We start from the raw sequence: 18,528 nt of genomic DNA, 5'->3' as shown, positions 1-18,528 counted from the left end.
TATTAAAGAAATATAGGCCTGTCAAGCTTAATTGCTATTCTATGGGCGGCATTCATCAGGCCTACATGACTGTAGGCCTGGGGGAAATTGCCCCATTGACTGCCATCCACTTCATCCACATCCTCACTAAAGAGTAAAAGATGATTCGCGTATTTAATGATGGCCTCAAACTCTTTAATCGCATCATCAATTCTTCCTACACAAGCCAGCGCTTCAATATACCAAAAGGCGCAAATCAAAAATGTGGTTTTAGGCTTTCCAAAATCGTCAGTGTGTAAATACCTGTAAAACAATCCATTTTCTGTCTTTAGTTCATTTTCCAGTGCAATTAAATGATTCTTAGCTTTTTGAGAATCCGGATCCAGGTAATTCATTAATATAAGCTGCAAAGTACTGGCATCAAGATGAGGACTACCTACTGCATGTGTGTATACTTTTCGTACAGGATCATAACAATCTTCAATATGTTTTGCAGCCTTATCAATTAAGATCTGAGCTCTTTCTTCGTAAATGCTGTTTCCTATTGTTCTCGCCATTTTCAAGGCTGCATTTGCACCAGCCCACTGGAAAAGATTGGTATAACAATGTGTATTGGCAATATTTCTAAATTCCCAGATGCCTGCATCTTTCTCATCAATAGTACGTTCAATCTTTTTAAGCAGATAATCCAGCCATTTTTCCGAATCCTTTCTTTCGGAGTAAATAAAACGTGAGTCCGTATAAAGCGGTAACATAGAAACCAATACCTGACCATAAATATCATTCTGAATGTGCTCAAAAGCCTGATTTCCGACTCTTACAGGCTTATTACCCATATAGCCATCAATATTATCAAGGATACGCTCAGTCAGCACTCTTTCGCCTGCAATGCCAAACAAAGGCTGATAGCGTTGGTCGTCTCTAAAAGAAATATCAGTTACATAACCGAAGTATTTTTCCATTTCTTCAAAATGGCCAATATGGTTTAAAGCCGTAATCACGTAATAAGTATCCCGCATCCAGCAGTACCTATAGTCCCAGTTACGGGTACTTCCCTGCGATTCTGGTAAACTAGTCGTACTTGCCGCGATAATTGCTCCAGTGTCCTCATATTGATGTATTTTAAGTGTTAAAGCCGAACGTATTACCAGCGACTGATAGAAACCGGCTATTGTTGTATGTTTAATCCAGGTGCGCCAATATCTGATGGTTTCAGTTAAAAACCTATCAGCAGTACTGATGATGGGGGCTCCTAATTCGTGACCATAAGTAAGGATCAGGTACTTTGCCTCATTTAATGCAAAATACTTTCCGTCTTCAATATAGCTTAATGAGATATTGGTGCTTAGCTGCATGTCATCATCTGCACCCTCAAATTCAATATGGTTACTGCCGCGATGCCCTGTTTGCTTGATTTGACCATAATCATAGACGGGTTTACAAGTTACGTGTATCCTTGGCTCCCCTTCCAATGGTTCAATTTTTCTGATCAGCATCAAAGGTTTAAAATAACGTTCAAACTGATGAAATCGAGGAGCATAATCTACTATCCGGTATTTACCTTCAGGATTACTGATTTCAGTACATAAAACATTGGTATTTTCTAGATAATATTGTCTGGAAATATATTCACCTTTTGGAAGAATTGAAAACTCTCCCCCTTGTTTTTTGTCTAATAAACCACCAAAAACAAAACTACTATCAAACCGAGGCCAACATAGCCAATCTACATTTGTGTTTTTGTTGATATGAGCAAGGAATGCGCAATTTCCAATAATACCGGTCTGGTAAGTGTGTCTTTCTGTCATAAATAATAGCAATTGATCTATTATAACAACAGGAAGGCTGTGGTTTTGTTCAGTTTAAAGATAAAAACTGATGTTATTTGATAAAATTATTATATAAACTATTAATAGAGAGGCGTAGTATGTCTTGAATGCCATCTCTATATTTAGGATTGCAACCATTGTTAATTACGACTATCCCAAACTTCTCTTTTGGATCAAAGAACATGGCGCTGAACAGCCCATAAGCAGAACCCGTATGTCCTTTTAGACTTTTGCCTGGAATCAGATCATCAGCAGTTGTAATAGCCAGGCCATACTTACCAGATGCTAAAACCGGTGTTTGCATCAGCTTTGCACTATTTTTAGAAATAATCCTGACTCTATTAGATTTACCATAATTCATATGCATGATCATATCTTTGGCCAGATCTGTTGCCGAAATCTTAAGTCCACCTGTTGGTGAGAATATGGGTGTACTATAACCCATTTTGTACGTTTTCAAATCTTCAGCTCTAGAATCATAAGCTGCGGGTGAAGCTATTAAAGTTTTTTTCAGCGTATCATATTCATACAGTGTTACAAAACGTTTAGCATCTAAAGAATCAATACAGTAGCCTCCATAGATATCTAGAGGTCTCAGGATATTGCGAACAACATAATTGTCAAAACGTTCTCCTGAATATTTTTCTATAACTGCACCTGTCAGGTTATAATTCAGGTTACAATACCTGTAACCTTTGCCTGGTTCATAATCATTATAGCATTTTTCCCAATTGATGTTCTTTTCCGGATTAATCTTATCGAGGTTAAAATAGCCCTGACTATCATTAATACTGGAAGTGTGGGACATCAGCATTTTTAAGGTAATGACTGTTTCCGGATATTTAGGATTTCTTATTTTAAAGCCTATAAGTTTAGAAATATCATCATTTAAAGACAATTTACCAGCTTCTACCAATTGCATTATGGCGGTTGCAGAAAAGGATTTAGATATAGATGCAATTCTGAAAATGTCGCTATCAGACAATGGTATATTATTTTCCTTGTCTTTTAAGCCAAAGGAATGTGTATAAATGATCTTTCCCTTTTTCACCACCGCAACAGAAAGGCCGACAGCATCGAGATCTTTCATGATGCCTTGTATTTCAGTTTCAGCATTAGTAACGTTTAACTGTGCGTTTCCATAAGTTGAAAAAAGGATGATTAACGACAGTGACATAAGACACTTAAGAGAATTGATCATATTTTGGGTTTTATATAAATGGGTGTAACCATTTTGGATACACCCATTCCTATGTTGTGCCTGCCCTACGCGGATCACCCACTCACAGGACTTTTTTGTCGTTTTAATTTAGCTTCTTAATACTGATAACAATTTACGGAAAAAATTGATTTTAATTCACAACAATTTTATTCACAAATCCACATTTTGCCAATTATTGCTGTGTAGTTTAAAGAATGGATTGAGTTTTATCGATTTGTAAAGTTATATTTGTGCAGTCAAACACATTAAAACTCATATTATGGCATCATTAATCAGCTTATCAGCACTTTCACTAATTATCATGGTTACTGCTTTTTATTTAACATTCAGAAAAAAAGACAATCATAACAGCGGACATTAATTTCCGCTGCTAACTGCTTCTTTTTCCTTTGAGCAGCATTTTCATGGCATGCTCCATTGTACCAGCCTTAATTACTTCTCCAGAGTTTACAAAGTAAATCTCATCTGCATTTTCAATGGTGTTTAGTCTGTGGGCAATGATTACCAATGTAGTTTCCTTAGGTAACTTCTTAAGAATATCACTCAATAATTTTTCCGTAATGGTATCAATATTTGCCGTTGCTTCATCCAGTATCAGTAACTCAGGTTTACGCAGTACAGCTCTCATGAAGGCAATAAGCTGTTTCTGACCCAAACTGATATTATCAGAGTTTGATACTACCTCAGTTTCCAGCCCTTTGTCGAACAAGGCCAGTAAATCATCCAGATGTGCTTCTTTAATTACTTCTTCTAATTGCTCATTGCTGAAGTCTTTATACTCACTATTGCTATATAAGATGTTATCCTTAACCGTTCCGGTAAATAAAAAAGGTTCTTGTAAGATAAAACCGATCTTATTACTTCGTTCTTCGGCAGTAAAAGAACGTATATCTTTTCCAGCCAGTAACACCTCCCCTTTTGTTGTATCATACAGACGAGCCATGAGTGAAGCTGTAGTCGTTTTTCCACCACCAGTCGGACCAATTAAAGCATATGTTTTTCCTTTTTGAAGTTCAAAGCTGATATTGTGCAAAATCTCTTCGCCACCAGCGTAAGAGAAATGAACATTTTTAAATGCAATCAGCGCATCTGTCTGATGCGTATGTGTATCCGCGATAATCTTAAGGTCACTTTCTAAAGATAAAATCTGTGAGATCCTGTCCCAAGCCGCCATTGCCACCTGGAATGTGCTCCATAAAGCAGCCAGTTGTCGAAGGGGATTATAAAAGTTTATAGCATAAGAAAGATAACTGATTAATAAACCCACAGAAAACTCTCCAATTGAAATCAGATGGATACCATAAAGCAAGACAATCAGCTGAGCAGCACTAGAGAAGAATCCAAATACAGGGACAAACATCGTATTGGCAATACCCGCACCAATAGCAGTCTTGTAGTTCTCTGCATTAGTTTCATTAAACCTTTTTCTGAAATAATCACGACGATTAAAGGCAATGATCACTTTAAAGTTATTGAGGCTTTCCTGAATTCCGGCACTTAGGTTTCCTACACTTTTCAGGTTTAGTGCATTCTTTCTTTTTACCCAGGCAGAAACGAGTGTGGTAAACAATAAAATAAACAGTCCCGGAACAAGTGTGGCAGCACCAAGTTTAAAATTGATGACGAGTAAAAATACACCGGCACCAATCATGGTAAAAATGCTACTTAGAAACTGCATCAGCGATTGTGAAAAGAACTGATTAAGCTTATCCGTATCATTATTAACCCTTGAAATCAAATCACCCGCTTTATTCTGGCTAAAGAATGCCACTGGGAGCTCTTGTATCTTACTAAATATAGCATTACGCAAAGTATATAAAGTTCTCTGCCCCACGCCTCCCATCAGTTTAGTTTGCAGATAACCTGTAACTAAAGTAAGCAGGTACATACCAAAAAGAATGCCTGAGTAAAATAGTACGCCATTATATTGTTTGGTGCTGATATAATTGTCTATCGTATGACCAATAATGAGTGGTGATAATAAAAGCAATGTAGCATTGATGATCATGGCAAAAAAAGCGAGGAGCAGATTTTTGCGTTCATGTTCAATGAGTTTTAGCAGCTTTTTAAGTACTGCAAATGTTGACTTCTTTTCTTCCTTACCAGTAATTTGGTTAAGATTGTAGTTCATAATTGCTGGTACTTTGTTGTGAATTGTAAATTTGGACGTATTCGGGACTGCTACTCATGAGTTGTTGGTGTGTGCCTTGTCCTATGATTTCACCTTGCGTGATCAATATCACATGATCATAGTTTTGTACTGCTGCAATTTTTTGAGTTACAGAAAGTAAAGTAAGACCAGGGAAATTCCGCTGTACATTTGCCAGGATACGTTGTTCTGTATTGTTGTCTACCCTAGCTGTAAAATCATCTAATAATAATACCTTAGGATTTAAGGCCAATGCACGAGCTAACATAATCCTTTGTTTTTGTCCGCCCGATAAATTAGAGCCCCTTTCAGATACAATGGTATTCAGTTTTTCAGGAAGTGCATCAATAAAATCCCTTAGTTCAGCAGTTTCAATTGCCTTTTCTAAAGATTCATCGCTTACCTGGTCATTAAAAGCAATGTTCTCTCTGATGCTCATGTTGAAGATGATGCTATCCTGAAATACAAATCCAACCTGATTATGAAAAGTTTCCTGATTATAATCAGACACCGGTTTGCCATCAAATAAAATCTCACCACTATCCGGCTTAATCAGTCCGGTCAGTAAATATAATAACTGTGTTTTACCAGCGGCAGTTGGACCAATGATTGCAGTTTTTGAACCAGGTTTCAGGCTGAACGAAATATCTTTAAGTACTGGTTTCTGTCCATAAATAACGTTGATATCTTTCATTTCCACCAGCCCTTTCAATACATCTGTTATGGTGCCTGTGGCAGTGTCATTATCTTTGTTTAATACATGAGATATGCGTCCGTAAGATGCTGTAGCCTGGGCTATTACATTACTCATGAAACCAATTACTATAATTGGAAAAATAAGCATCGCGAGGTAACTGTTAAAGGCTGAAAAATCACCCAGAGTCATTTTATCAGATATCACATAATGTCCACCTAGCAACAATATGGTTAATCCGGCAAGGTTTGCTACGAATATAATAACTGGGATCAGGCCTGCAAAAAGATTTAATATAGAAAGACCAAGCTCTTTAGCCTTAGTATTGGCCGATAAGAATTTTACATTTTCCAGTTGCTGAGAATTAATTACACGGATTAGTGCAGCGCCAAGAATACTTTCATTAATCACCTTATTTAACCAGTCTATCACTTCCCTGCTTTGTTTAAAAAGCACACTTACTTTCCTGATGACTAAAAAAAATGTGACTCCGATAATTGGGATAATTGCAATGATGGCCAGGGCCAATTTCCAATTGATGGTCAATAAAAGAATGGTTGCCCCAAAAATAATGAATATGGAAGAAGTAATAGAGACTATTGCCTGGGCTATAAATACCTTTATGGAATCAACATCAGCCGTAAGATTAGTCAGTAATTTAGAAGGGTTTGACTGCTCAATGTAAGCATTGCTTTGTCTTGAAATCTGATCTGCAAGTTTCGTTCTCAGGTCTCTAGCAACTTTTTCTGAAGCGTAGGTTTGAATGATGCTTTGAAGAAAAGTAAATAGCAGAACAAAAAGTATTGCGATAGAGAACTTGAGAAGAATACTTTGTAAATCAAAAGTACCATTCGTATAAGCATCTATTCCATTCGCAATGATTTTAGGCAAGAGCAGATTTACCCCATTGCTGATCAGAGCAAACAGGAGTAATAAGATAATCAGTCCTTTGTAGGGCTTTAGAAGGTTAAAAATATTTGGTTTCCCAGCTGTACTGGTTTTTTTGTTCATAGTGTAAAGCTATCCATTATTTTCATGGATTGTATTGCCTGATCTGCAGAACATGGATTAATTGTTTGTCCCTGGAAGTATTTAACCACCTCTGCAATCATAGGTTGTTGTACATGTTCTAATGCGTCAAATATAAATTCTTCTTCATTTCCATCTTTACTCAGCGTTACTTTATGTCCAAACATGGGGAAGCTAATTCGTCCAAGTGTCCCAATAATTTCACATATATCCCTGTGTTCAGCTGCAGAAAAGCACCAGTTACCATTAAAGACAACTCCATTTTTAAACAAAATATGTCCAGTCACCATATCATCCACACCAAAAGAATTTCCTTGATTTAAAGAAAGTCCATGAGATTGTTCTACTGCTCCGAAGAAGTGAATCATTAAGTCGAGTTGATGAGGGGCCAGATCATGAAATAAGCCGCCGCCGGAAATTGCGGGATCCATACGCCAGTTGGTTTCAGAATTTGCAATTAAATCAGATTTAGGTGGCTGTAGCATTTGTAGTTGTACAAGTCTTACCGTTCCAATTTCATTATTCTCTAACAGCGACTTTACTTTCTGGAACATAGGTTGTTCACGTCTGTAATGAGCGACAGCCATTTTTGCGTTATATTTTAAAGCAGCATCCCTCATTCGTATGGCAGATTCCGCATTTAAAGTCATCGGCTTCTCTACATATACAAATTTACCTGCTGCCATAGCTTTAATCGCATACTCTTCGTGTTGTAAAGGAGGAGTAGCAATATAAATAGCATTGATTTCAGGATCATTAATAATCATGTTTACGTCGTCATACCATTTTGGCACCAGGTGGCGCATAGCATAATCTCTGGCTTTTTCACCATCACGACGCATTACTGCTAATAATTTAGAATTGGGTACTTTATTAAAAGCGGGACCGCTTTTAACTTCAGTAACATCGCCACAACCAATAATCCCCCATTTAATTTCTTCCACTTCTTTTCTCCCCAGCATATTTCTAACTTTCTCTATAAAATAGTTAGGTTTATTACTTAATGATGTCTCCATTCTATAAATTATCTATACAGGTAAAAAACGTTATAATTATACATAAGCATTTTTTAGGCCATAAACAGAATGTTTGTTTATGCAATTTACGGATTAAGCCTGTTGATCACAAATAAAATGTTTTTAAACAAAAAAGCTTTTCTGTTTGTTAAAATAGAAAGTTAAGGCTGATCAAAGCTTTAAACACTATTGAAAACATTTAAATGAATCTTATGAAAAAGCTAATTTTTACTATTTTTTTTGGAAGTGTTATGGCATTTGGAGCAAATGCGCAAATACAGAAAGGGAATGTCATGATCGGTGCAAATCTATCAGATATAAAATTTGGGTTGGACAAGCCTAATGTATTTACTTTTAATGTTAGCCCCAAGGCGGCATGGTTTGTACAAGATGGACTTGCAATTGGAGGCGAAGTAAATCTTGGTATCGCTACACAAAAAGGAAGTGGAACAGATTTCAACTATGGTGTGAGTGCTTTAGGAAGATATTATGGAGAAACCGGTGCCAATGAAATAGTTAAGAGCTCCAGGTTCTTTGGAGAAGCTACAGTAGGTGTTCAGGGTTATAATCCTTCTGGAGGTGGTAGTACCAATGGCTTAGGATTTTCATTTGGCCCAGGTTTTACCTATTTCGTTACGCAAACGATTGGCCTTGAAGCTTTATTGAAATATAATGGAGTTGTTGGTTTCGGTACTAGTGCTTATGCTCATAACCTTGGAATAGGTGTTGGATTCCAGATTTATTTACCAGGAAAAAGTACAGCCAGAAAAGTTGAACGGGATATGAGATAATATAAATTAAAAAATATTTGGTAAGTAAGAATAAATTAGTACTTTTGTGGTGAGAGCGTTAATTTAACGGGGGTAAGTCTTAGGACCTATCCCCGTTTCTTTTTACAGGTTATTACTTTTGAAGTTGTATTGTTTTACAACATCCTCTGGTACACCCTCCCATTTGTTCGGAGTATTTCCAGCATATCCTAAATCTTTAACTCCTATTTCAGTGGTGAAAAACCCCGAAGCTGTCAGATCTCTCATCAAGTTAAAAAAGGCTACGCCTTGTTCCATTCCTGGTTTTACTTTTTTCGGATAAGCGATCATATCCAGCATTTGTGTTTGCTGGGCTGCTGAAGCATCTTTAAAAGGCTTCTCAAATCTGTTTAAGCATTGTAGATCCAGCCATTTTAATCCTCCTCTCATAGGAAGCTGATGATAAGGTAAATCCTTTACAATAAATTCTATAAACTCAGGAACCTTGGCATCTGTTGCACTTCCTGATTTTTCGTCTTTCGGAATAATAATATCTGATAAAACAGCAATGGTAGCCATTTCATGTGCACTGAAAAACTTTTCTTCATGCAGTTTTTTATCTCTGGCAATCTCGAACTCCTGTCTGCCGGGTTGTTCCGACTCACTGGATTCATCTGATAGTTTAGGACTTTTTTCGCCAGGTTTACATGCATCAAGTAGCACTGACGCACTAATTGTAGTCAGCCCTAGGATTTTTAATGATTGACGTCTGTTCATGTTATTAAATATTTTGCTTCTTCTTCTGATCGAGGATATATTCAGCTGTTCTCATTGATAATGCCAAAATTGTCCAGGTGGCATTTTTATCTCCCTGTTGTACAAATGGTGCCGCATCAACTACAAATAGATTTTTACATTCATGAGCCTGGCACCATTTATTTAGTGCGGATTTTTTAGGGTCATTTCCCATCCTTATGGTTCCTACTTCATGGATAATTTTGCCTGGAGCAAGTAGTCCGTAATTGGTTTCTGGACCTTCAATATCCGAAGTTATGATTGCACCCATTGCATGCATCATAGCCTGGAAAGTCTCTTGCATGTGTTTGGCTTGCTTAATCTCTTCATCTGCCCATTTATAGTTGAAACGCAATACCGGAATACCATATTTATCCACCACTTTAGGATCTATTTCACAATAATTACTTTCTCTGGCAATTGCAGTTCCACGACCAGCCATTCCTACGCGAGTTCCATAAAAGCGTCTGTAGTCATCTTTTAAGGATACGCCATAGCCTCCAGCCTCTTTCATTTTTCCATTTCTATCTGGTACCAAGCCATTTAGATTATGCATGCCATCGGTAAAGCCATAGGCAGGCATCCCCATACCTCCCCAATATTCTATATGGTAACCTCGTGGGAAATCAAGTTTCTTGTTATCCAGCCACCATGGAGAATAGATATGGACACTACCAACACCGTCTTCATTATAACGTTTTCTATCCATTAATTGCGGTAAAAATCCGCTTAATCCGGCTCCGGTAGAGTCATGTAGATATTTACCAATAATACCACTACTATTGGCTAATCCATCAGGATGAGCTGCAGATTTGGAGTTTAATAATATCCTGGCTGATTCGCAAGCACTAGCTCCCAATACCACTACTTTCGCATTGACCTGGTATTCCTGCATATCTTTTTTATTGATATAGGATACACCTGTAGCCAAACCAGCTGAATCTGTTAATACTTCCCTTACCATTGCATTGGTAACGACAGTCAGATTCCCACTTTTCACAGCTGGAATAACAAGGCAGGAAGATGAGGAGAAATCTCCATATACTTTACAGCTTCTTCCGCATTGTCCACAATAAAAGCACGGAGCACGGTCTGTATTTCCTGGTAAGGCTTCTGTTAGCACTGAACCTCTTCCCGGAATAACAGTTACACCTGTTTTTTCTCCTGCTTTCTTAATAAATAATTCATTTAAGCGTGGCTTTGGCGGTGGTAAAAAGATACCATCCGGTTCGTTTGGTATACCTTCTACACTACCGTAAACTCCAATTAAGCGGTCTACTTTATCATAATATGGTTTTACTTCATCATAAGTGATTGGCCAATCATCTGTTAAGCCATCTTTACATTTAAAATCATCAGGTCCCATCCTTAAGGATATTCTACCCCAATGATTAGTTCTTCCCCCAAGCATTCTGGAACGGAACCAGGCGAATTCAGAGTTGTTTTTTTGTGTATAAGGTTCACCGTCCAACTCCCAGCCGCCATAAGAAGCATCAAAATCACCAAACGGCCGGGTGGTACTCGCACCTCTACGTGGTGATTCCCAAGGCCATTTAAGCTGTTGAGCATGAAGGCGTGGGTCAAAGTCTTCTCCGGCTTCTAACATCAAAACCTTTTGCCCAGCATTGGCAAGTACATATCCAGCCATTCCCCCTCCAGCACCTGAACCAACTATTATTACATCATAATCTTTAGTCGATTTTTTAATCTGAAATTCATCCATATTGTATCATTCGTATTGGTTATCGTAATTTATATCTTTTTGGATTATGATCTAAATATTTTTGATAAAATATGGTTTATTGCATTTTATTTTAGTATTCTAATCATTTGTTGCTATTTAACGAAAATGGGGTTGGACTTTAATTGAAAATCGCTTTATTTGTATAATTTTACCAACTAAATACTAACCAATTTTAATGCAGTCAAAACAATTTACCTGGCAAATAGCCTGGGACTATCAAGCATTTCGAGTAAAATTCATCATTGGAATGTTAATTCTGGTAGCCATTTTAATTTTCATTCCTCATTTCTTTTCGCATATAGAAAACAGAGAAGGTATTCAGCTAAATGATTGGTTATTGAATATTATACCGGCAAAAGATGTTTCGGCATTGATATTTGCTGTCTTGTATGGAATGATTTGTTTTTTGTTGGTCAGAATGTCGAAAAATACAATTATGTGCCTTACGGCTTTATGGTCTTTCATTTTTTTATGCATTGCCAGAATCATCACTATATCATTAGTGCCATTAGACCCTCCTGCTGATATTGTTCATTTGTCAGATCCTTGCTCCATTTTCTTTTATCATGCTAATGTGATTACGAAGGATTTATTTTTCTCCGGACATACTGCTACTGTTTTTTTAGTTGCACTTTGTTTAGAGCGTAAACGTGATAAGATGATTGCTTTTATTGCTTCGGGGATTATAGCTGTATTACTATTAATTCAACATGTGCATTATACAATAGATATTCTTGCAGCTCCAATCTTTATGTGGTTTTGTTGGTATCTTGGAAAAGCAATGGCTAAAATTTAGTTATTTTATTATCTAGTAACTAAAGGGAGGTTGTACTCCCTTTAGAACTAAATATATACGAGAACGTACCAAATGTATAATTCAATTGTGTTAAAACCTGACGCACTAGCATGCGTCAGGTTTTGGGTTTTTATAGGGGGATGACTAAAAGTAGAAAAGATCAAATTCCTACGCAATTATATTACGCAAACGCTATGTTTTACGTGGTAAATGATTACTTTAACGTGGTGAACGAAATACAGCAAGTTGATAAGGATGATAATTATGCTATTAGACACTTTTAGCTTAACTTTGAAAATGGATATGATATTGAAATAATAAAATATATTAAGCAATAGTGTGTTTGTACTCGTAAATATAGCTAAGTTTAGAGAAAAATTTAATTAACGTATAGATGACAGATAAATTAAACTGCGTTATTATTGATGATGAAAAACATGGCATTGAGCTATTGTCGGAATATATTGAAGAATTACCAAATTTAACACTCTTAAAATATTATACGGATCCATTAGCTGCCTACAGGAACATTACCTGGGAAGATAATATTGATATTATCTTTTTAGATATTGATATGCCGGGCATGACTGGCATAGAGCTGGCCAGAATGATAAGAAATAAATCTAAATTCCTTGTAATTACTACTGCACATACCAGATATGCAGTTGAAGCTTTCGGCATTTATGCAAATGATTATCTTTTAAAACCTATTTCTCTAAATAACTTTGCGATTGCAATTAATAAAATGATTGATTTTGACAAGCTTGGAAGAGACAGGATTCAACCTAAAAAACCTGACTTTTTCTTTATTAAAACAGATCAGAATCAAAAGTATATAAAAGTCAATCTGAAAGACCTTGTAGCTGTTGAGGGTTTGAATAATTATGTAAAAATACATACTGTTAATGCGATGTATGTAGTTTATTTAACAATCAAAGAGGTTGAGCATAAGTTAGAGGGTGACAAATCTTTTATCAGAGTTCAGAGATCCTTTATAATTTCGATGGACCATGTAAATAAAATTGAAGGCTCATCCATTACCTTAAATAATAATCTGGAAGTTCCATTGGGTGCCACTTATAAAAAGCAATTCTTATCCTTTTTGGAAGATAAAACACTTAGGTCCAACCGCGGAGTTCCGGAATAAATTATTTAGCCATCTATCTTTTGATTAAAATACAAATTCCCACTCTGTTTTAAACTTCACAGATATACTGATTACTATAGCATAGAATGAAAAGCCATTTCAAAAAAATACTCTTGTTTATAATGAATTATAGAATTCATTTTATAGCATGGTTTTTCTTTATTTTTTATGAAATTGTCTTAACGGGAATCTTGAGAGGTTATTTTGCAAGCTTCGGAAGTTACTTTGTATTTTATGTATTCAATATTTTCTTATTTTATTTTCACGCACATATCATATTACCCACTGCATATAAGCAACCCAAACAAGCATTCTGGCTGCTTCCCTTGCTGGTAATTATTGAGGTATTAATATATGTACCTTTAACTATTGGTGCGGTAGCACTTTTACAGCAATATGCTGACCTTACTATCTCAACAAAAGCAGCAATTAATAAAACTTCTATAGGTAACGGAGTTTGGAGAGCAATCTATTTTATTCTTTTCTCTTCTGGATATTATTATTTAACGAGTTATTTTAGAGAACGCAAGAATGCCCAGCAAGCTGAAAAGGATAGACTATGGATGATTATTGAAAATCAAACGATTCAATCTGAATTAATCAAAACCCAGTATGCGCATTTAAAAGCCCAGATTAACCCCCACTTTCTATTCAACACTTTGAGTTTCATTTACACCAATATTCGTAAGACTTCTCCAGAAGGTGCTGAAGCAGTATTGTCATTATCTGAAATGATGAGGTTTGCCTTACGTGATGAGACTGAAAACACGTTAATCCCGGTACAATTAGAGATTGAACAGATTGAAAATTTGATTAAGCTACATACGCTTAAATCGGGTTCTCCACTAAATCTTACCTTAAAGTATGATAAGACTTTGGATAACATTGAAATTATACCGTTGGTTATGCTTACTCTTGCTGAAAATATCTTTAAGCATGGTGACTTGACTAAACCAGATAAGCCTGCAGTAATGTCAGTGAGTTTTGATGGAAATACAATATTGATTGAAACCAGTAACTTCATCAATTCTAATTATGTTAGCCAGAGCCATAATATAGGTCTGGATAATACAGTAAAGAGATTGAAATTGATTTATGGTGACAATGCGGTTCTGAGTTTTAATCGGGACAGTACTGGATATTTTAACTTGTATGTAAGAATTAACTTGTTCAATCCAGAAGAATCTGTGAATCCAGAATTTAGGAAGGATGAATATGTCCCTGAATTTCTTTCTAAGTAATCAGAACAACTCTACATAGAAAAGCCTCCGGAAAATTTCCGGAGGCTTTTCTATTCAATTGTAATAAATCCTTATGATTTAGGATTTAATGCAGCATTGATTCTTACTAATAAATCTTGTAAGTGATATTTACTCATGCCAGTTGCAGTAGGTATTGCTGTCCGGATTTCTTTTGCAAGCGTTGTTAAATGCGCTCTACCTATACTTGATATATCTGAACTGGTAGGATCTGTTACTCTCATGCCTGGGAACATAGATCCACCTGTTGAAGCCGCAGGTGCTTTAATTAATTTAGTCAGGTTGTCTACATATGCCTTCTGTAAGTTTCTTCTATAAACATCAATTGTCTTATGTGAAGACAATTCTGTCCATACTCCAGCCTTTAAATCAGTAAATAAGTTACCAATTGTATATGCTTTGGCACCATTTAAAGCTTCTGCATTGATTAGTTTATTAATGGTATTAGGGTTAAGTAATCTGCCTAAAACATTCTTTTGGGTATTCTGGAAGATGTCAACCGGGTTTATTCCTGTACGCTCAATCAGTTCTTTGTTAATTAACCATGTTGGTGTAGCGAATAATTGACCGTTTAGAAAAGTCATAGCTTCTTTTTGTTTTGCAAATGGTACATGTTCAAACGTAGGACCTTTTTCTTCAACACTTTTTGGTGAAGTATAGATACCACCTACGTTTTTAACTACGTGGCCCATATAGCGACCCCACTGTCCTACCACTTCAGTATAAAGAGTTTTAGCATTGCTATAGCCTTCGTTAGGCTCTTTACTCCAGGTTAAAATATTTGGCAATACACGTTTCAGGTTTTTAATACCGTACGTAGATGCAAGCATCGCATTGTCACCAATATCTTCGCTTTGATTACGTGGATCATCAGGATCGGATTCTGTACCGAAGGTTAAACGCTTGTTGGCGCGAACCCTTTTGATAATTGTTTGATTTGAATAAGTAGCTTCATCTGCCGGAGTATTGAATTCTGGCAGCCATTTGTATCCCCATTCAATTGCCCATAAATCATAATCTCCAATTCTTGGGAAAATACCTTTAGCAGTTACATTATCTTCTGGTTGCGCTACATAGTTGAAACGTGCATAGTCCATAATTGATGGAGTATGTCCATTTTTCTCTACCCATTGCTTATCTCGTAGTTTTTCTACCGGCACAGTTGCTGATGAACCAAAGTTATGACGCAGACCTAAAGTATGGCCAACTTCATGTGAAGATACAAAGCGAATCAACTCACCCATTAATTTATCATCAAACTTCATTTTGCGTGCCTGTGGGTCAATTGCTGAAGCCTGAATGAAATACCAGTTTCTTAATAACAACATAATGTTATGGTACCAGTTGATATGTGTTTCCAGAATTTCTCCAGTACGTGGGTCATGAACGTGTGGACCACTTGCATTTGGAATATCAGATGGTTTATAAACGATTACGCTATGTCTGGCGTCATCTATGTTCCATGAGGGATCATTTGGTGCTTCTTTAGCTATTATGGCATTTTTAAAACCTGCTTTTTCAAAGGCAACCTGCCAGTCATTCACACCTTGTATCAGGTAAGGAACCCATTTCTTAGGCGTTGCAGGATCGATGTAATAAACAATTTGTTTTTTAGGTTCAACCAATTCACCTCTTTTGTATTTTTCTACATCTTCAGCTTTTGGTTCTAAACGCCAGCGGGTAATTAATGATTGATTTTTAACACCATGTGGGTTTGCATCAAAATCTACATATCCGGTAGCAAAATATCCTACACGGGCATCAAAGAACCTCGGCTTCATTTGCTTAGATGGCAAAAGTACCATTGAACTGTTCAGTTCATAAGTGGCTGGTGTAGCACTTGGAGCACCTCCCCCCATCATACTGCCTGGCATTTGCGGTGCCGATTTCATATAGGTTTTAAGGGTTCTTATTTCTATATTCATAGGATAAGCCTTAATTTCCTTGATATAACTTCTATCTGATAGCTGATTAGCTAATGACAATCTTTTTTTTATCGATGCGTCAAAGAAGAAAATATCATTATCACTGTTCATATAATCTGTAACATCAATAACAACTCCTTTTGCACCTGAAGTAGAATCTTTAGCAAATGCTTTGATATCAAATGAAGCTACCAAAGGTTGAATATTTGAACTCATTACTGATTTGAACATTCCATGTTCTGTAGTATCATTTGAGCGCTCTCTGAAGGAAACACTTTTAAGATACACTTTGTTAGAAGGGCCTTTTTCGAAGCTGATAACATTATCACCAATATGATCGCCGCCGTAACCCATCATAGATGCTCGGTTTCCTGCTGCTGCTTTGCTGATTCTGTTTACTGTTAATATTTCTCTTCCTAATAATGAGTCTGCAATTTCAAAGAAATAACGGCCTTCAACGTTATGAACTTTAAACAAACCCTTGTCGGTTTTAGCTTTAGCAGTAATCACCTGGCTGTATGGTTTTGGGCCAGTTGATGGTCCACCCGGGCGATTCATGGCATTCGGATTACCTGCTGGTGCAGCCGTAGCCGGAATGGGTGTTGGGGTTTTCGGTTTTCTTTTTTGCGAAAAACCCTGATAGCTGGTACACAACAGTGCCAGTGCGATCAAACTTAATTTTTTCATTTAGATTATTAATTATAAGATTAGTTGGTTATATGATATAAACCTATAACTAGGGGCAACAGTATTTTAATGTCGATTGCCCCTAAATAAAGTTTATAAGATTATTACTTGGATTTATAAGCAGCGACACCGCTTCTTAAATAATCTGCGTATTCTTTTGCGTTAAAATTAGCACCCTGTGGGGCCACTAAAGGATTAAGATCTTGTCCGGCCAGTACGTATAAAGGTTGTGCATTGGAAGCATATCTTGTAGCCTGAAAGTCCAGGTTCCAATAACCCAGGTCATCGGTATTGCGTTTCAGGATCTTAGAATAATGAACTTTCTCTGCAGGCATCTTAATGTTACGGTCATCAACATATAATTGAATAAGTACATATTCCTCTTTAATCAGTCGTCCAACCTCCTGGTCAATCCATACCAGATCTTCCATTCTGCGACAATTTACACAGGTATGTCCGGTAAAGTCTAACAAAACAGGTTTGTTCACTTTCTTGGCATATTCAACTCCCTCATCCAGATCGAAGAATACATTGAAGCCTACAGGTGCTTTTAATGATTCGCTATGTTTCACCTTAGTTGGGAAATCTGCTGATCCAGCTGAAGCTGCAGATCCATGTGCATTTAAAATGAAGTCCTGAGTGTTCATTGGAGGTGCAAGTCCGCTTAGTACACTTACAGGAGCTCCCCATAATCCGGGAACCATGTATACAGCGAATGAGAACGACAGGATAGCGAAGAACAACCTCGGTACAGAAACATATTTCAGCTCGCTATCGTGTGCAAACTTGAGTTTGCCCAATAGGTAGATCCCCATCAGGATAAAGATCACAATCCACAGTACCAGGAAAATTTCTCTGTCGAACCATTCCCAATGCCAGGCCAGATCTGCCGATGAAAGGAATTTTAAAGCTAAAGCCAGTTCCAGGAAACCCAGACATACTTTTACACTGTTTAACCATCCACCTGATTTAGGCATGCTGCTTAAAAAGCCTGGAAAGATTGCAGATAAAGTAAATGGTAAAGCTAAAGCCAATGCAAATCCGAACATACCTATTGCCGGAGCTAACAACTCCCCTTTAGAGCTGGCCTGCACTAATAAAGTACCGATGATTGGACCTGTACAAGAGAAAGATACCAAAGCTAAAGAAGCGGCCATAAAGAAAATACCGCCTAAACCTTTACTGTTGTCGGCCTTACTATCTATCTTGTTAACAATAGAGCTTGGTAAAGTAATCTCAAAGGCACCAAAAAAGGAAACCGCAAATACCACCAGCAAGATAAAGAACAGGAAGTTAAATAATCCACTGGCACTTAAAGCGTTTAACCCTGCAGAACCAAAGATCACAGTGATCAGCAAGCCGAAAGCTACATAAATCACAATAATAGAAAGTCCATAAATTAAAGCCTGACCAACCCCCTTACTTTTGCTCCCGGCCCTGTTTGTAAAGTAACTAATGGTTAAAGGTACCATTGGGAATATACAAGGCATCAGGAAAGCCAGAAAGCC

13 protein-coding genes are annotated in these 18,528 nt (G+C 36.9%); 4 read left to right on the top strand and 9 right to left on the bottom strand.

What is annotated here, in order from left to right; genetic code table 11:
* Positions 1-2: 2 nt before the first annotated feature.
* The 5 genes from ABDJ41_RS22305 to ABDJ41_RS22285 all read right to left on the bottom strand — a co-directional run bounded on the left by ABDJ41_RS22305 (position 3) and on the right by ABDJ41_RS22285 (position 7,918).
* Entirely contained in the window at positions 3-1,787 is a 1,785-nt protein-coding gene (locus ABDJ41_RS22305; protein ID WP_349788369.1) for a glycoside hydrolase family 15 protein, read from the bottom strand.
* A gap of 73 nt (positions 1,788-1,860) precedes the next feature.
* A complete protein-coding gene (locus tag ABDJ41_RS22300) occupies positions 1,861-2,985 on the bottom strand; it encodes a serine hydrolase domain-containing protein (RefSeq protein ID WP_349788368.1) in 1,125 nt (374 codons plus the stop codon).
* 415 nt (positions 2,986-3,400) lie between these two features.
* Entirely contained in the window at positions 3,401-5,161 is a 1,761-nt protein-coding gene (locus ABDJ41_RS22295; protein ID WP_349788367.1) for an ABC transporter ATP-binding protein, read from the bottom strand.
* Entirely contained in the window at positions 5,145-6,884 is a 1,740-nt protein-coding gene (locus ABDJ41_RS22290) for an ABC transporter ATP-binding protein (RefSeq protein WP_349788366.1), read from the bottom strand. Before ABDJ41_RS22290 ends, ABDJ41_RS22295 begins: the two co-directional genes overlap by 17 nt.
* Positions 6,881-7,918 (bottom strand): Gfo/Idh/MocA family protein, encoded by a 1,038-nt coding sequence (locus ABDJ41_RS22285; RefSeq protein WP_349788365.1) that lies wholly within the window; start codon positions 7,916-7,918, stop codon positions 6,881-6,883. The genes ABDJ41_RS22290 and ABDJ41_RS22285 overlap by 4 nt, the downstream gene beginning before the upstream one ends.
* A 212-nt stretch (positions 7,919-8,130) precedes the next feature.
* Here ABDJ41_RS22285 and ABDJ41_RS22280 point away from each other — a divergent pair, with 212 nt between their 5' ends.
* Positions 8,131-8,709 (top strand): hypothetical protein, encoded by a 579-nt coding sequence (locus ABDJ41_RS22280; RefSeq protein ID WP_349788364.1) that lies wholly within the window; start codon positions 8,131-8,133, stop codon positions 8,707-8,709.
* Between the two features lie 102 nt (positions 8,710-8,811).
* On the opposite strand, the gene ABDJ41_RS22275 is transcribed toward ABDJ41_RS22280, so the two are convergent.
* Positions 8,812-9,444 (bottom strand): gluconate 2-dehydrogenase subunit 3 family protein, encoded by a 633-nt coding sequence (locus ABDJ41_RS22275; protein WP_349788363.1) that lies wholly within the window; start codon positions 9,442-9,444, stop codon positions 8,812-8,814.
* Positions 9,445-9,448: 4 nt separating this feature from the next.
* Entirely contained in the window at positions 9,449-11,185 is a 1,737-nt protein-coding gene (locus tag ABDJ41_RS22270; protein ID WP_349788362.1) for a GMC family oxidoreductase, read from the bottom strand.
* A 196-nt stretch (positions 11,186-11,381) separates the two neighbouring features.
* Here ABDJ41_RS22270 and ABDJ41_RS22265 point away from each other — a divergent pair, with 196 nt between their 5' ends.
* The 3 genes from ABDJ41_RS22265 to ABDJ41_RS22255 all read left to right on the top strand — a co-directional run bounded on the left by ABDJ41_RS22265 (position 11,382) and on the right by ABDJ41_RS22255 (position 14,390).
* Positions 11,382-12,002, top strand: coding sequence for a phosphatase PAP2-related protein (locus ABDJ41_RS22265; RefSeq protein ID WP_349788361.1), 621 nt, complete (start codon positions 11,382-11,384; stop codon positions 12,000-12,002).
* A gap of 394 nt (positions 12,003-12,396) precedes the next feature.
* Complete coding sequence (locus ABDJ41_RS22260; RefSeq protein WP_349788360.1) at positions 12,397-13,149, top strand: LytR/AlgR family response regulator transcription factor; 753 nt, start codon at positions 12,397-12,399, stop codon at positions 13,147-13,149.
* 122 nt (positions 13,150-13,271) lie between these two features.
* On the top strand, positions 13,272-14,390 hold the full coding sequence (locus ABDJ41_RS22255) for a sensor histidine kinase (RefSeq protein WP_349788359.1): 1,119 nt from the start codon (positions 13,272-13,274) through the stop codon (positions 14,388-14,390).
* A 71-nt stretch (positions 14,391-14,461) separates the two neighbouring features.
* On the opposite strand, the gene ABDJ41_RS22250 is transcribed toward ABDJ41_RS22255, so the two are convergent.
* Both ABDJ41_RS22250 and ABDJ41_RS22245 read right to left on the bottom strand, forming a co-directional pair.
* A complete protein-coding gene (locus tag ABDJ41_RS22250) occupies positions 14,462-17,020 on the bottom strand; it encodes a zinc-dependent metalloprotease (protein ID WP_349788358.1) in 2,559 nt (852 codons plus the stop codon).
* Between the two features lie 104 nt (positions 17,021-17,124).
* The coding region (locus ABDJ41_RS22245) for a protein-disulfide reductase DsbD family protein (RefSeq protein ID WP_349788357.1) at positions 17,125-18,528 on the bottom strand (1,404 nt) is incomplete at its 5' end.

Origin of the sequence: Pedobacter sp. ASV1-7 (assembly GCF_040203335.1) — a bacterium.
Taxonomy (GTDB): Bacteria; Bacteroidota; Bacteroidia; order Sphingobacteriales; family Sphingobacteriaceae; genus Pedobacter.
Note: the sequence above shows the minus strand (reverse complement) of the source record. Positions and strands in the feature narration are given on the sequence as shown.

What these genes read in the sequence shown, in the direction of transcription:
- ABDJ41_RS22305 (WP_349788369.1), bottom strand. Translation starts at nt 1,787, where the DNA reads ATGACAGAAAGACACACTTACCAGACCGGTATTATTGGAAATTGCGCA.
- ABDJ41_RS22270 (WP_349788362.1), bottom strand. Translation starts at nt 11,185, where the DNA reads ATGGATGAATTTCAGATTAAAAAATCGACTAAAGATTATGATGTAATA.
- ABDJ41_RS22275 (WP_349788363.1), bottom strand. Translation starts at nt 9,444, where the DNA reads ATGAACAGACGTCAATCATTAAAAATCCTAGGGCTGACTACAATTAGT.
- ABDJ41_RS22255 (WP_349788359.1), top strand. Translation starts at nt 13,272, where the DNA reads ATGAATTATAGAATTCATTTTATAGCATGGTTTTTCTTTATTTTTTAT.
- ABDJ41_RS22285 (WP_349788365.1), bottom strand. Translation starts at nt 7,918, where the DNA reads ATGGAGACATCATTAAGTAATAAACCTAACTATTTTATAGAGAAAGTT.
- ABDJ41_RS22265 (WP_349788361.1), top strand. Translation starts at nt 11,382, where the DNA reads ATGCAGTCAAAACAATTTACCTGGCAAATAGCCTGGGACTATCAAGCA.
- ABDJ41_RS22280 (WP_349788364.1), top strand. Translation starts at nt 8,131, where the DNA reads ATGAAAAAGCTAATTTTTACTATTTTTTTTGGAAGTGTTATGGCATTT.
- ABDJ41_RS22250 (WP_349788358.1), bottom strand. Translation starts at nt 17,020, where the DNA reads ATGAAAAAATTAAGTTTGATCGCACTGGCACTGTTGTGTACCAGCTAT.
- ABDJ41_RS22295 (WP_349788367.1), bottom strand. Translation starts at nt 5,161, where the DNA reads ATGAACTACAATCTTAACCAAATTACTGGTAAGGAAGAAAAGAAGTCA.
- ABDJ41_RS22260 (WP_349788360.1), top strand. Translation starts at nt 12,397, where the DNA reads ATGACAGATAAATTAAACTGCGTTATTATTGATGATGAAAAACATGGC.
- ABDJ41_RS22290 (WP_349788366.1), bottom strand. Translation starts at nt 6,884, where the DNA reads ATGAACAAAAAAACCAGTACAGCTGGGAAACCAAATATTTTTAACCTT.
- ABDJ41_RS22300 (WP_349788368.1), bottom strand. Translation starts at nt 2,985, where the DNA reads ATGTCACTGTCGTTAATCATCCTTTTTTCAACTTATGGAAACGCACAG.